11 protein-coding genes, 1 pseudogene and 1 riboswitch are annotated in these 14358 nt (G+C 72.1%); of the genes and pseudogenes, 7 read left to right on the top strand and 5 right to left on the bottom strand.

Going from position 1 to position 14358, the window contains the following annotated elements:
• The first annotated feature begins 210 nt into the window (after positions 1-210).
• Together ACFVFR_RS07435 and ACFVFR_RS07430 are read left to right on the top strand one after the other, a co-directional pair.
• Positions 211-1065: an IclR family transcriptional regulator gene (locus ACFVFR_RS07435; RefSeq protein ID WP_383698723.1), complete on the top strand. Its 855-nt coding sequence runs from the start codon at positions 211-213 to the stop codon at positions 1063-1065.
• A gap of 102 nt (positions 1066-1167) precedes the next feature.
• Complete coding sequence (locus tag ACFVFR_RS07430) at positions 1168-1605, top strand: SsgA family sporulation/cell division regulator (RefSeq protein ID WP_383698722.1); 438 nt, start codon at positions 1168-1170, stop codon at positions 1603-1605.
• A gap of 380 nt (positions 1606-1985) precedes the next feature.
• Here the strand turns inward: ACFVFR_RS07430 and ACFVFR_RS07425 are convergent, their stop codons facing one another.
• The gene (locus tag ACFVFR_RS07425) at positions 1986-3680 is read right to left on the bottom strand and encodes a YibE/F family protein (protein WP_383698721.1); all 1695 of its coding nucleotides are present in this window, start codon (positions 3678-3680) and stop codon (positions 1986-1988) included.
• Positions 3681-3939: 259 nt separating this feature from the next.
• Positions 3940-4098, top strand: a riboswitch (TPP riboswitch).
• On the opposite strand from ACFVFR_RS07425, the gene thiC reads away from it, so the two are divergent.
• From thiC to ACFVFR_RS07405, 4 genes and pseudogenes are all read left to right on the top strand, one after another.
• Positions 4091-5881 carry a phosphomethylpyrimidine synthase ThiC gene (thiC, locus tag ACFVFR_RS07420; RefSeq protein WP_383698720.1) on the top strand — a complete coding sequence of 597 codons (1791 nt, stop codon included), beginning with the start codon at positions 4091-4093 and terminating at the stop codon, positions 5879-5881. Its footprint overlaps the riboswitch before it by 8 nt.
• A gap of 125 nt (positions 5882-6006) precedes the next feature.
• The gene (locus tag ACFVFR_RS07415; RefSeq protein ID WP_383698719.1) at positions 6007-6228 is read left to right on the top strand and encodes a type II toxin-antitoxin system VapB family antitoxin; all 222 of its coding nucleotides are present in this window, start codon (positions 6007-6009) and stop codon (positions 6226-6228) included.
• Positions 6225-6644 carry a PIN domain-containing protein gene (locus ACFVFR_RS07410; RefSeq protein WP_383698718.1) on the top strand — a complete coding sequence of 140 codons (420 nt, stop codon included), beginning with the start codon at positions 6225-6227 and terminating at the stop codon, positions 6642-6644. Before ACFVFR_RS07415 ends, ACFVFR_RS07410 begins: the two co-directional genes overlap by 4 nt.
• A 35-nt stretch (positions 6645-6679) precedes the next feature.
• Positions 6680-6814 (top strand): annotated as a pseudogene (locus ACFVFR_RS07405) (hypothetical protein); the annotation flags it as partial.
• Between the two features lie 271 nt (positions 6815-7085).
• On the opposite strand, the gene ACFVFR_RS07400 reads toward ACFVFR_RS07405, so the two are convergent.
• From ACFVFR_RS07400 to ACFVFR_RS07385, 4 genes are all read right to left on the bottom strand, one after another.
• On the bottom strand, positions 7086-7901 hold the full coding sequence (locus ACFVFR_RS07400) for a glycosyltransferase family 2 protein (RefSeq protein ID WP_383698717.1): 816 nt from the start codon (positions 7899-7901) through the stop codon (positions 7086-7088).
• A 396-nt stretch (positions 7902-8297) separates the two neighbouring features.
• Positions 8298-9182: a hypothetical protein gene (locus ACFVFR_RS07395; protein ID WP_383698716.1), complete on the bottom strand. Its 885-nt coding sequence runs from the start codon at positions 9180-9182 to the stop codon at positions 8298-8300.
• A gap of 187 nt (positions 9183-9369) precedes the next feature.
• A complete protein-coding gene (locus ACFVFR_RS07390) occupies positions 9370-10572 on the bottom strand; it encodes a metallophosphoesterase (protein WP_383698789.1) in 1203 nt (400 codons plus the stop codon).
• Positions 10573-11598: 1026 nt separating this feature from the next.
• The gene (locus ACFVFR_RS07385) at positions 11599-12699 is read right to left on the bottom strand and encodes a LacI family DNA-binding transcriptional regulator (RefSeq protein WP_383698715.1); all 1101 of its coding nucleotides are present in this window, start codon (positions 12697-12699) and stop codon (positions 11599-11601) included.
• 362 nt (positions 12700-13061) lie between these two features.
• Between ACFVFR_RS07385 and hisC the strand changes: the two genes are divergently transcribed.
• The gene (hisC, locus tag ACFVFR_RS07380; RefSeq protein WP_383698714.1) at positions 13062-14147 is read left to right on the top strand and encodes a histidinol-phosphate transaminase; all 1086 of its coding nucleotides are present in this window, start codon (positions 13062-13064) and stop codon (positions 14145-14147) included.
• Positions 14148-14358: the final 211 nt, after the last annotated feature.

Genomic DNA, 14358 nt, shown 5'->3' with positions numbered 1-14358 from the left:
TCCAGTCCTTCAACGGCGTGTTTCCGCCTTGCACATGACGCATCGTGTGACAACCCTTCACTTCTTGAAATAGAAGTCGCTCTTCCGGTTAGAGTGCGGAAACGTTGCGGTCCGGCCCGGCCCCGGCGGGCACGCGCCGGATGCCGCGGCGAGCGCGGGGACGGCCCCCGCCCGGGGGGTGCCCACCCGCCCGCAGCTCTGGGGGTGACTGTGGCGTCAGCAAGCACGGGACCGTCGCACCGACCGGCCCGCGACCACGGACAGTGCCGACGGCCGTGTGCGGACACACAGCCCACGCTCATCAGCTCCGTCCAGCGGGCGCTGCGCCTGCTGGAAGCGGTGGGCGCGCACGCGGACGGCGCCCCCGCCAAGCAACTCGCGCGCGAGGCGGGGTTGCCCCTGCCGACCGCGTACCACCTGCTGCGCACCCTCACCCACGAGGGGTACCTCCGCCGCGACCACGGCGTCTTCCGCTACGGCGAGGCCGTCCGCCGGCTGGGCGACAGCCCGGGGGCGCTGTCCGCGTCCGGGCCGGCCGACGCGGTCCCGGACCCGCGCGCGGGCCTCGCGCACACCGTCACCACACTCGCCGGCGAGCTGGGAGTGGCCGTCTACTTCGCCGTCTACCGCGAGGGTGAGGTCGAGGTGCTCGCCACAGCCGACGCGCCCGGGGCGTCGGTCGTCGAAGAGTGGGCCGACTTCCGGCAGACCGCTCACGCGCACGCCATCGGACAGTGCCTGCTCGCCCAGCTCGACGAGAGCGAACGCGCCGACCACTTCGCGCGCTATCCGGTGCGGGCCATCACCCCGTACTCGGTGCGTGACGAGGCAGGATTCAGGGAGAAGGCCGCCGCGAGACGGCGTTTTCAGCCGGTCTGCGAGCGGGAGGAGTACGCGCTCGGCACGGCCTGCGCCGCCTTTCCCCTCACGACCGGGGGGACGGCGGCGACCCTGGCGGTTTCCACCCCCCTGGCTCGAGCGGAACGACTCCGCCCCGCTGTCGATTCGCTACGCTCCAGAGTCGGAGCGCTCATCAGCTCCCTGTCGTTCTCTATCAGTATCTGAAAACTCACTCCTTGTGATCCGCTGAGTGTTAGCGGACGATGGCGTCAAGAAGGCCAGGTTGGCTGAAACCCGGCCATTCCCACCGACTCGGGGCGGCGAACGATGCGTGACACAGTCCAGGCAGAGGTGACGATGACCTTCCTCGTTTCCGAGGATCTCTCCTTCCGCATTCCGGTCGATCTCGGCTACGACAAGGCCGATCCGTATGCCGTGCGATTCACCTTCCATCTGCCCGGCGATGCCCCGGTGAGCTGGGCTTTCGCCCGGGAGTTGCTCCTCGACGGGCTCTGCGGGCCCATCGGCGAAGGCGACGTGCACATCTGCCCAACGGGCCCGGACGAGCTGTCAGATGTGCTGATCCGGCTCCAAGTCGGCGTCGAGGGAGCCCTGTTCCGGGTCGGCGCCGCTCCGCTGGTGGCCTTCCTGGACCGGACGGACCGACTGGTCCCGTTCGGCTGCGAGGAGGAGGCGAGCGATCCGGCCTGCGGCCTGGACGCGGTCCTGGACCGCATCCTGGCGGGAGACCGCTACGCAGGGTGAACCGGGCCGTCGGTCACGGTGCGTTGCCTGGACGTTTTTTCGCCCGGCCACTCGGAAGCGCGAATTCCCCCCGCGCGTGACCGCCCCCGACGCCCGGGCCGCCGCGCCCCTCGCGACCCGCCCCAGGGGACCCAACGCCGGCGCGTACGACGCGGCGTGACGCCTCTGCCGGGCGCGCCCGACCGGATTCCGGCGCCGGCCCGCCCGGGGTTCGGCGCATCCGCCCGGCCCCGGCGCATCGGCCCAGGCCCCGGCGGCCTGGCCGGAGTTCGACGCCTCCACCCGGCTGGCCCGCCCCCGCGGGGCCCGGCACCTGGGGCCGGGCGGTCCGGCATCGCCCGCCCGGGGCCGACGCGATGCCGCACGGCACCCGGCACGCGCTACTTCGCCCGGCGGCGGCGACCCTTCCCCCGGCCCGGCAGACCCGAGGCGAGCCCGGAGGCCACCGCGCCCGCGCCGCGCCCGGCGCCCGGGTTCGCTCCGGCCTCCGCGCCACCCACGCCCCGCTGACCCACCGGCGCGCCGGGCCCGACCCCGCGCCCCGGGACAGCGGCGCGCTCCGGGGCGACTCCGCCGCCACCGCCCGCGCCGGGAACGCTCGTCGGGCTGCGGTCCGCGGAGACCACCAGCGCCGCCAGCAGCGTGGTCACCGGCACCGAGGCCACCAGACCGATGCTGCCGACGAGGGTGCGGACGATCTCCTCGGCGACGATCTCGCTGGTCGCGACCGTGCTCACACCGCTGTCCGCTATCGAGAAGAGCAACAGCAGCGGCAGCGCGGCACCGGCGTAGGCGAGGACCAGCGTGTTGACCACCGAGGCGATGTGGTCCCGACCGATGCGCATGGCCGCCGCGTACAACGTGCGCCAGTGCGCCGACGGGTCGGCCTCCTTCAGCTCCCACACCGCCGAGGTCTGGGTGACGGTCACGTCATCCAGCACACCGAGCGAGCCGATGATGATGCCGGCCAGCAACAGGCCCTGGATCTCGATGTCGGGGTAGAGGCCGTGCACCAGTCCGGTCTGGTCGTCGGTGTTGCCGGTCAGATGCGCCCAGCCGATGAACACCGAGCCGAGCAGGCCGATCAGCAGCAGTGAGAGCAGCGTCCCGAGCACCGCGACCGAGGTTCTGGCGGTCAGGCCGTGACAGGTGTACAGCGCGATCAGCATGATCGCGCTGCCCCCGATCACGGCCACCACCAGCGGGTTCGAACCCTGGAGGATGGCCGGCAGGATGAACAGCGTCAGCACGCCGAAGCTGATGACGAGCGCCACCAGCGCGAAGACCCCGCGCATCCGGCCCACCACGACCACGGCCAGCGCGAAGAGCCCGGCCAGCAGCGCCATCGGCAGCTTCCGTTCGACGTCGGAGACCGAGTACTGGAGGTTCTCCGGCGCCTTGGGGGCGTACGCCAGGATCAGCTTCTGGCCCTTCTCGTAGTGCCGGGACGCGGACGGCTGCACGATCTCGGTGAACGTACGCCCCTTGCCCTTGCCCGAGGTCACCTCGATCGTGGCCTTCTCGCAGGTCTCGTCCTTGGCCTCGGGCTGGGCCGCCGGATCGCCCGGCTGCTCGCCCGGCGGCTGTTGCCCCTGCGGCTGGGCGTGCACGTCCGCGCACCGCACCTCGTCGACCCGCACCACGCGCCCCGACTCGGTGTGCCGGTCGAAGCCGAGCCCCGACGGCCCGTGGTGGTCGGGCGCGCCGCCCGGCCACAGCACCACCAGCCCGACCACGACCGCCACGCTGAACGGGATGAGCACCGCCGCGATGACCTTGCGGAGCTGACGCGAGACGGGCGCGGCGGGCCCGTGGCTGTGACTGTGGCCGTGGCCCTGGCCGGGTGCGTGACCGTGTCCGTGGCCGGTGGGGGCGGGGTGGTGGTCGTGCCCCGTGGGGCCGTTGTCGTGCTGGTGGTCGCTCTCCGGCAGCCCGTGGTCGGGCCCCGTACGCCCCTGCCGGCGCGCGTCGGGCCCCCGCGCGCCGGGAACCGGCCCGTGCCCCCGCCCCCGCTCCTGTCCGTACCCCGACCCGCGCCCGGGGTACGGACCGTCGGCCCCCGTGCCCGCTCCCACGCCGCTCCCTCCGCCGGTTCCCGCGCCCTCGTCGGCGGGGCCGCCGCTAGGCGGTCGCGGGGGCACGCCGGGGGGCGGGGGTGTCGGCGCGGTCGGGCCGGGCCCCCGCGCGTGTCCGGTGCCGGGCGGCGGGGTGTGGGCGGGCGGCCGGCCGTGGGGGCCTGGCCGCCCGGGTGGCCCTGGCTCGGTGGGAGTCATGGACCGATCATCGCAAGGCCCCCTGGCCCAATCCGTCGCGGAGCGGTTAGCGTGGTGGCACCTTTGCAATCGCGGGAGCTCGGAGCACCGGGCTGAGAGGGCGCTGACCTCCGTACGGGACGACCGGCCGACGCCGGTGAACCGACTACGGAAACGGCTGCGTCGACCGCCGAACCTGTTACCGGGTAATGCCGGCGTAGGGAGTAGGTCTCATGACCGTATCGGACGCACGCACGCCTGCCTCCGTAGAGTCGAACGACACCGACGGGCAACCGCGCGACATCGGATGGCACAAGGGCTATCTGAGCGGTTCGCGGCCCGACCTGCGGGTGCCGGTGCGACGAGTACACCTCACCAACGGCCAGGACGTCACGCTGTACGACACCTCGGGCCCGTACACCGACCCGAACATCGACACCGACGTACGGCGCGGGCTGCCGCCGCTGCGCGAGAACTGGATCATCGGCCGGGGAGACACCGAGGAGTACGCGGGCCGGCCGCTGCGCCCCGAGGACGACGGCATCAAGCACACCTCGCCGCGCGGTGGCCTCAAGAACCTCGACGCGGTCTTCCCCGGCCGCCCGCGCCAGCCGCGCCGGGGCCGCGACGGCCAAGCCGTCACCCAACTCGCCTACGCCCGCCGAGGCGAGGTCACCCCGGAGATGGAGTACGTCGCGCTGCGCGAGAACGTCTCCCCCGAGGTGGTCCGCGAGGAGATCGCCGCCGGTCGCGCCGTGCTGCCGGCCAACGTCAACCACCCGGAGATCGAGCCGATGATCATCGGCAAGCGGTTCCTGGTGAAGGTCAACGCCAACATCGGCAACTCCGCCGTCACCTCCTCCATCGAGGAGGAGGTGGAGAAGATGACCTGGGCGACCCGCTGGGGCGCGGACACGGTCATGGACCTGTCCACCGGCCGCAACATCCACACCACCCGCGAGTGGGTGCTGCGCAACTCCCCCGTCCCGATCGGCACCGTCCCGCTCTACCAGGCCCTGGAGAAGGTCGACGGCCGGGCCGAGGAGCTGACCTGGGAGATCTACAAGGACACCATCATCGAGCAGGCCGAACAGGGCGTCGACTACATGACGGTGCACGCCGGCGTACTGCTGCGCTACGTACCGCTCACGGCGCGCCGCAAGACCGGCATCGTCTCGCGCGGCGGCTCGATCATGGCGGCCTGGTGCCTGGCCCACCACAAGGAGAGCTTCCTCTACGAGAACTTCGAGGAGCTCTGCGACATCCTGGCCACCTACGACGTCACGTTCTCGCTCGGCGACGGGCTGCGCCCCGGCTCCATCGCGGACGCCAACGACGAGGCCCAGTTCGCCGAGCTGAGGACGCTGGGCGAGCTCAACACCATCGCCAAGCGGCACCACGTGCAGACCATGATCGAGGGCCCGGGCCACGTCCCGATGCACAAGATCAAGGAGAACATCGACCTCCAGCAGGAGATCTGCGAAGAGGCTCCGTTCTACACGCTCGGCCCCCTGACCACGGACGTCGCGCCGGCCTACGACCACATCACCTCCGGCATCGGTGCCGCGATGATCGCCTGGTGGGGCACCGCGATGCTGTGCTACGTCACGCCCAAGGAGCACCTGGGCCTGCCGGACCGCGACGACGTGAAGACCGGCGTCATCACGTACAAGATCGCCGCCCACGCCGCTGACCTGGCCAAGGGTCACCCCGGTGCCCAGGACTGGGACGACGCGCTCTCCGACGCGCGCTTCGAGTTCCGCTGGGAGGACCAGTTCAACCTGGCCCTCGACCCCGACACGGCCCGCGCCTTCCACGACGAGACGCTCCCGGCCGAGCCCGCCAAGACCGCGCACTTCTGCTCGATGTGCGGCCCGAAGTTCTGCTCGATGAAGATTTCCCAGGACATCCGTCGCGAGCACGGCGGCACCCTGGCGGCGGCCGAGGCCGAAGCGGGCATGGCGGAGAAGTCCAGGGAGTTCGCGGAGGCGGGCAACCGGGTGTACCTGCCCATCGCCGACTGACCCACCATCCCCCCGAGCGCCGTCCCGACCCACCCGGGACGGCGCTCGGGCGCGTTCACGGGCCGGAATCGGGCGGCCTTGGCTATATTCAAGAGTGCTATTGGTCTTATATAGCGGAGGTAAATATGAGCGTGACGACCATCGACCTGGACGACGACGCCCTCGCGAAGGCCCTTCGTTTCTCCGGGGGCGCGACCAAGAAGGAGGTGGTGAACGAGGCCCTGCGCGAGTACGCCGAGAGACACGAGCGGGCCGCCCGGCGGGCTCGGCACTTCCAGGCCGCTCAGGAGTGGGACTACGAGGGGTGGAAGCAACTCCATGAGGCCGAGAAGCGGGGGGACGGGTGATCCGCTACCTCGCGGACTCGACCGCCGTGTGGCGGCTGATGCGCGAAGAGCACCTGAACGACGCGTGGGGCGAGGACATCGATCTCCGTGTCATCGGCTCGTGTGCTCCCCAGCGCACTGAGTTCCGGCGCTCCGCCCGCAACCTCGCCCACTACGAACAGATGGGCGAGATGTTCGCCGACCTGTATCCCGATGTGCCCCTGCCGAAGAACACGTGGGGCTGGATCGAGTCCGCCCAGTTCAGGCTCGCCCAGAGCGGTGGAGCTGTCCGGGCGCTGTCCACCGTCGATCTGATGATCTGCGCCACCGCGGCCCACCACGGGTTGATCGTGTTGCACGACGACAATAACTTCGCCACCGCTGCTGGGGTGCTGACCGACGTCCTTCAACGCAGCGTCCGCGACGCTCCGCGCTAGCTCGTCGTGTGGTGCTTTCTGCCATGTTCCACTAGATGAAGATCTCCCAGGACATCCGTCGCGAGCACGGCGGCACCCTGGCGGCGGCCGAGGCCGAAGCGGGCATGGCGGAGAAGTCCAGGGAGTTCGCGGAGGCGGGCAACCGGGTGTACCTGCCCATCGCCGACTGACCGCCTGGCGGTTGAACGCCGTTCCGGGCGGCCACGGTGCCCGGGGCGGCGCCCCGCCGCGCCACGCGACGCCGGCGGGCGACGGGACAACCCCCGGGCAGGGCCCGGAGGCGCCCCGCCCCCGCACGGGCGCCGTGGTGTGAGGTTCGCCGTTCACACCGAGCCGCCGCTCGCGCCGAGCCTCTGCGACCCAGTACGTCCGGCGTTCCGCCGCGCCTTCGTTGTTCCGGCCCTTCGGGTCAGTCGCGGGCGCGGTCGGGGCCGCTCGGGGTCAGATCGCCGGGGCGTGGGTGCGGGACGGCATGGGGCGCCGGACGGCGGCGAAGAGGCGGGCGAGGGTGGCCGAACGGCCGCTGTCCGCCTCGTGGTGGGCGAGGGCGCGGACGCCTTCTTCCAGCCACCGGTCCCACGCGGGTCGCTGGTCCGGCGCCAGGCGGCCGTGTGCGATGGCCAGGTCGAGAATCGTCCTGCCTATCTCATGGGCCATGGTGCCGCCGTTGTATCGGAAACGGCTGCTGACGACGCCCAGATGACAAACGCTGGCCTTGCCGCCAGCGACGGCGACGGAGATGTTGAGAAACGACTCCACACCGAAATCGGACGGCAGTGGCTTCGGGATGGACGCGGTGCGAATCGCTCGATATCCCGTCAGGGAGTTGGCGCCGTGTGAGCCGACTTCGGGGAAGAACGCGGCGGCAAGCGGCTCGTAGATGGTGAATGTGGAACTCAGAATGGTCCCGGGATAGTCGTACTCGTAGTCGCCGACGACATGGTCGCTCGTGCCGGACGCCGCCGCCTCACGCAGCATGGCCGGCACGTTCTCGGTCGAGGACACGAGGTCGGAGTCGAGGTAGCAGACCCACTCGGTCCGCACCTCGGCGAGAGCGGCGCTCATCGCCGCCCCCTTGCCGCGTGGCCCGCGCAAAACCTCCGCGCCGGCCCGGGTAGCCGCCTCCACGGTGCCGTCGGTCGAGGCGCTGTCCACGACCAGGACACGGTCGGCCGATTGTGCGGCTTTGTGTGCCTGCTCGACGATCGTGGCTACGGTGGCCTCTTCGTTATAGGCGGGTATGACGAAAGTGAACACGAATCAGATCCCCCATCTTCAAGCCGGGCTTGAGTCAAGAAAGTGTAGGGGGAAGTGATCCACATCGACCACGATGGATATTCCTCAGAGAACGCTGGGGAAAGTCGAGCGCGCGGACGGCATCCGGCCAGGAGGCCCGTCTCGACCCCCGTGCCGACCATGGCTGGTTGTCGCCGAAGCCAGTGGCCGCTCATCACCTCGCCCCCCGAGGGGGATCGCCCTGACGACCCGGGCACAGGCACAGGTACGGGTACGGGCGCTGGCCCAGGGGCAAGTACGGGCCCGGGCGCAGGCGTGGCGTACAGGCAGGCGTGGGGCGGGACCGCGGCGTCATGGCCCGAGGGCGCCCGGGGCCCGGCTGGGGCCGGGGCCCGGGCGGTGGTGGGGGCGGGTGGGTCAGGGTGAGCGGTGGTCCTGGCCGCCGAGTTCCGGGCCGGTGAAGTCCGGGCTGCTGTAGCGCGGTCCGGGGGCGGTGTCGGCCCCGCCGTCTCCGGGGCTGGTGAACCCCGGTCGGCTGTAGCCCAGATGGGGCGTACGGCCGGCCGAGCCGGAGTGGGTGGTGCGCAGGTCGGCGTGGGGCGGCGGGCTCTCGGCCGGGCGGACCCGGCCCGGGGCCGCCGTCTCGCCGTGGGCCAGTGCCTCCCGCAGGAACGGCACCATGCCCTGTTCCAGCAGGGCCTGATGCCACTCCGCCCGCGCCTGGTCCACCTCGGCGACCCTGGCCCGGGAGCGTCGGCCGCCGCCGTTGCGTACGGCGATGATCAGCAGGCCCGCGGCGGCGAGCAGGACGCCGATCGCGGCGCAGGCGGCGAACACCCAACCGGCGGTGACCAGCGGGCCGCTGACGGACGCGTCGGGTGCGAACACCCGCAGGACGTAGCCGACGAGCAGGAAGATCACCGCGGCGGCACCGGCGAGCACCGGTGCCAGAACGGCGAGGACGGCCACGAGCCCCGCGCCGGACCCGCCGGCGACGTCGCCCACGACCCCGGGCAACGAGACCGCCTCGCCGTCCGCCTCGCCCCGCTCACCCCCGGGCCGAACCGGGGCGGAGGACGTACGCAGCGCGTCGCGCGCCTGGACGTACCGTTCGTATTCGACCGCCGCGCACGCCGATATGGCGGTGATCGCGCTCAGCGCCATCGTGCGCAGTTGGGGTGTGGTGGGCCGCTGGCTCGCGGGGTGCGGGCCAGGATGCGCTTCCGTGGTGCGCAGCGCCTCGTCGAGAACGCGCTCGAAGTCCGGGCGATCCTCGGTGAGCAGGTGTGGAGCGCTGTTCATGTGTGCATCCCCCGATGCTCCGTAGGGCCTTGATGCCGGCTTCACCGGTCACGGGCGGAAACGGAGGAGAGCCTGCTACGGATGAGCCGATGGTAGAGCCGTGGCGGCGCGGGACAACAGAGTGCTATCCGAAATCACCGCACGAGAGTGGGATTCTCATGTGCCCGTCTACCCGGGGGGCTAACCCTCAACCGCGCAGGGGGAATTGCACGACCAGTAGCTTTCCGGCCATGGTCACGCCGCCGTCCATGGCGATGGCGAGGTCGTCGGCGTAGACGTGGGGGCCGCTGACCAGGGGGCGGGCGTCCTCGCCGTCGGCGTCCTCGGCGCCCACCTCACCGAGCAGGTACGGGATCGGACTGTGCCCGTGCACCAGACGTTCGCCACCGTAGGTGTCGAGGAGTTCGCGCACGGCCTCCGAACCGGCCTCGTCGCGGAAGGCGAACCGCTTGGTGAACTTGCGGAACAGGTCCCAGCACTCGTCCGCGTCGCTGCGCTGGAGCGTTTCGGTGACGGTGTCGTTGACGGCCTCGATGGAGTCGCCGTACTCCAGGTAGGCGGTGGTGTCGGAGTGCAGGAGCAGGTGGCCGTCCTCCTCGACCATGGCGTCCAGTCGCGACATCCACTGCACGTGGTGGTCCTCAAGCCGCTCCATGTCGGTGCGCTGACCGCCGTTGAGCAGCCACGCCGCCTGGAAGGAGGCGGTGCCCGCGCCGGACTGGACCGGGGTGTCGCCGAACCGCTTGGCGCCGATCAGCAGCAGTTCGTGATTGCCCATCAGGGCCTTGCAGTAGCCGCCGGCGGCGGCGGCCTGCGCGGAGAGCTGCATGACCAGGTCGATCACGCCGATGCCGTCCGGTCCACGGTCGGTGAAGTCGCCGAGGAACCACAACCGGGTGTTGCCGGCTGACCAGTTGCCCTCCGCGTCGATGAGCCCCTGCTCGGCCAGCGCGGCCCGCAGCTCGTCGAGGTAGCCGTGGACGTCGCCGACGACGTACAGCGGGCCCAGGCCGTCGTGCTCGACGGGGGCCGCGGCGGGCGCGGGAGCGGGCTCGACCGGGTCGGCGAAACCGGCCGTGGACAGGTCCGCGATGGTGCTGCCGGGTCCGACGCCACGGGCGATGACGGGCAGGTCGCGCTCGGTGGGGGTGTACTCGGGGTCGCTGTGCCCGGGGGCGGACGCGCCGGCGTGCTCGGCCCGCGCGGTGGCCTGGGGCGGCACCGCCTGCGCCGGCACCGCCTGGGCCGGTGCTTCTTGGCCTGGCGCCGCCTGGGCGGGGGGCGCGGTGGCGACCGGCTGCCGGGGCGCGGGCACGGTGCCCGGCGCGTACCCGGCCGGCGGGGCACCCTGCCCTTGGCCCTGCGGGGCCGGCCGGGCCTGTACCGGCACCTGGCCTCGCGGAGGCGTCGTCGGGTGGTCGGAGCCCTGACCCGGGGCGTACGACTGCGGATTGCTCGGCTGCCGCGTGGCGGACTGGGAGGCGGAGGCCGGCCGCGGCGCGACCCCCCGCGTCGGGTGCGCCGGTGGCTGCTGGGTCTCCGGTGGCTGGTGTGCCTCGGACGGCTGGTGCGTCGCGCTCAGCTCGGTCGCGCCGGTCGGACCGGTCGAGGTCTGGGGCGGGTTCGGCGCGTAGGTCTGGGGCGCGCGCTGGGTCGGGGGGCGGTGTGTCCGCTGGGCCGGCGACGTGGGCGGCGGCACCAGCCCCCGCTGGGCGGAGGCCGGGACCTGGGGCACGATCTGCAGGCCGGTGTGCGCGGCCAGCGGTCGCACCCGCGCGGAGGCGGGGCTGACGTGGGACATGCGCAGGGTGGGCGCCGGCGGCTCGGAGGCCACGTCGGGCCCCGCCGTGCGGCCGGCGTCGGGCCCCGTCGGCTCCGCGCCGGGCGTGCCGTGGGCCGGGTGGGTCGGCGGGGTCGGCTGTGGTGCGGTGGGCGCGGCCAGCGCCGGGGCGGGGGGCGCCGGTTGGGCGGCCGGGTGCTCCGCCTGGCGCTCTTCGGGTCGCGCGTCGGGCTCCGCATCCGGATGCGAAGACGTGGTCCGTGCCGTGGGTCCCAGACCGGCCCCCTGAGTCATCGACCCCTCCACCATCGCGCCGCCGTGCACCTTCTGGACCTTGCCTGGTCGACGGCGGTCCGCGGTGTCGTCCGCCCATCATAGGAATGACCGTCGGGGGTTGTGACGCACCAGGGGTCGCGAAATGGGCCCAGCGCAGGGTTCGCCGGTCATTTCTCCCGAATTGGCCGCTTGGCAGGGGTGCATTACGCCGTCGCGAGGCGGCGCCGACCGGTTCGGGTGAGGGCCGGCCGGCTCAGTGCGGCCGGGTGTGGCGAGGGGGCGGGGCGCGCCGTGCGGGGCACGGGGCGTGGGGCGAGGGCGGGTGGGGTCGGTGGGCCGGGGGTGAGGGAGTGGCTGGAACTAGGCGCCCGCGGGTCCGCGTGGGGCGCTGACGGTGGTGCGTGGCGAGCGTCGCTGTGACGACGCGCGCACGATGAGCTCTGTCGGTATCACCTGCTCGATCGGCCCGCCGCCGTCCACGCCTTCGATGGCGTCGATGAGGAGCTGGACGACGGCCGTACCGATGCGGCGGGGCTTGAGGGAGAGGGTGGTGACCGGGGGATCGGTGCTGGTGTACACGCTGGACTCGCTACAGCACACGAGCAGCAGGTCATCCGGTACGCGCAGCCCGTAGCGCCGGGCGGCGGCGAGCAGATCGGTGCCGTTGGGGTCGAAGAGGCCGTAGACCGCGTCGGGCCGGTCCGGCCTGGCGAGCAGCCGGTCGGCGGCGACGGCACCCGCGCACGGGTCGTGCGCGGGGTATTCCTCGTAGACCGGGTCCTGGCCCACCCGCTCGCACCAGGAGAGGTACGCGGTGGTGGAGAGCCGGGTGTAGGTGTCCGTGGTCGTTCCGGTGAGCAGTCCGATACGGCGCGCGCCCGCCTCGGCGAGGTGGTCGAGCAGGCCGCACACGGCCGCGTGGTGATCGTTGTCCACCCAGGCGGTGACGGGGAGCGACCCGGCCGGGCGCCCGTCGGAGACGACGGGGATGCCGTGGCGGACCAGCTCGGCCACCACCGGGTCCTGGTCGGAGGGGTCGATGACCACGGTGCCGTCCAGGGCCACGTTGGACCACACGTCGTGGCGTGAGGTGGCGGGCAGGATGACGAGGGCGTAGCCGCGGGCCAGCGCGGCGGAGGTGGCCGCGCGGGCCATCTCGGCGAAGTAGGCGAACTCGGTGAAGGTGAAAGGTTCATCCCCGTACGTGGTCACCGTCAGTCCGATGAGACCTGACTTGCCGGTACGGAGCGTGCGGGCCGCGGCGGAGGGGCGATAGCCCAGCCGGTCGGCGACCTCGCGGACGTGGCGGCGGGTGGCATCCGGTAGCCGTCCCTTGCCGTTGAGCGCGTCAGAGACGGTCGTGATGGAGACCCCGGCTGCGGCGGCCACGTCCCGGATGCCTGCCCGCCCCAACCGGCGGCCGGCCGACCGGCTCACCTGGTGCTTCCCTGCTGCTGTCATGGCGAGCCGATAGTAGGGCTCGTGGGGTGCGTTCGGAGGAATCGGCAGCCCACTGTCAACAGGCACGATTCTGCATGAGCAACAACCCTTAATAACCTTGGAAACCAAGGGAGTTGGTGGATCTTCTGGGTCTCTGCCCGGCCATGTGGTGGTCGCGCCTGCTGATTGGCTTATGTTTCGGAGAGGTCTCAACTCACTCTCATGGGTGACGCGCGCCACGGCGCCCGCCACCGGCGCACTCCACGAAGAAGAACGCTCCCCCTGGTCTTTACGGGACCCCGGGGAATCCTCATAAGGTAAACAGTATTGCGTGTCTGCTGTTGCTGACTGCTGTGCCCGGGATGGTTCAAGGAGGATCTGCGGTGTCTGAGAAGAGCCCCAAGCTGCGCGCTGCGCTCGACGGCGTTCCGACCTACAAGCCTGGCAAGCCCGCCTCGGCGGCGCCGGGGGGCGCCACCACGTACAAGTTGTCCTCCAACGAGAACCCCTACCCGCCGCTGCCCGGGGTTCTGGAGGAGGCGGTGCGCGCCGCCGGCGCGCTCAACCGGTACCCCGACCTCGCGTGCAGCGGGCTGCTGGCCGAGCTGTCGACCCGCTTCGACGTGCCGATCGAGCACCTGGCCACCGGTACCGGCTCGGTGGGCATCGCGCAGCAGCTCGTGCAGTCCACGGCGGGGCCGGGCGACGAGGTGATCTTCGCCTGGCGCTCCTTCGAGGCGTACCCGATCGTCACGCAGATCGCCGGCGCGACGCCGGTGCCGGTGCCGCTGACGGCCGACGAGGGGCACGACCTCGACGCGATGCTCGCGGCGGTCACCGACCGGACCCGGCTCATATTCGTGTGCAACCCCAACAACCCGACCGGCACCGTGGTCCGCCGGGCCGAGCTGGAGCGCTTCCTCGACGCGGTGCCCTCCGACGTCCTGATCGTCCTGGACGAGGCGTACCGCGAGTTCATCCGCGACGAGGACGTGCCGGACGGCCTCGATCTCTACCGTGACCGTGCCAACGTGTGCGTGCTGCGGACCTTCTCCAAGGCGTACGGGCTGGCCGGGCTGCGGGTCGGCTTCGCCGTGGGGCACGAGCCGGTGGCGGCTGCGCTGCGGAAGACGGCGGTGCCCTTCGGTGTGACGCAGGTGGCGCAGGAGGCGGCGATCGCCTCGCTGCGTAGCGAGGACGCGCTGCGCGAGCGGGTGGAGGCGCTGGTCGTGGAGCGGGCGCGGGTGTACGAGGCGCTCGTCGCGCAGGGCTGGACCGTGCCCGCCTCGCACGGCAACTTCGTCTGGCTGCGGTTGGGCGACCGGGCGCTGGACTTCGCGGCGGCGTGTGAGCGCGGCGGCGTGATGGTCCGGCCGTTCCAGGGCGACGGCGTGCGGATCACGATCGGCGAGACCGAGGCGAACGACCTCTTCCTGAAGGCGGCGGAGGCGTTCCGCGAGGAGCTCTGAGCCGGGCCGTCGGACCCCGGAGCCCGTGCGGCTCCGGGGTACGGCGCGTCGGTGGCGGTGTGTGCGAGGGCGCGGCTTCGGCCGCGCCCTCGCGCTGTGTGGGGGCGGGTGGGTTCGTCAGGGCGCGCGCTCGGTGGCCGGGGGCCGGGTGTGTGGGGCGTACGGGGTGCGTGGTGGGGCGTGTCGTACGCGCGGCGGCGGGCGTAAGCGT

This window comes from Streptomyces sp. NPDC057702 (assembly GCF_042799315.1).
GTDB lineage: Bacteria > Actinomycetota > Actinomycetes > Streptomycetales > Streptomycetaceae > Streptomyces.
The sequence above is the reverse complement of the archived record's forward strand: the minus strand, read 5'-3'. Positions and strand labels throughout refer to the sequence as shown.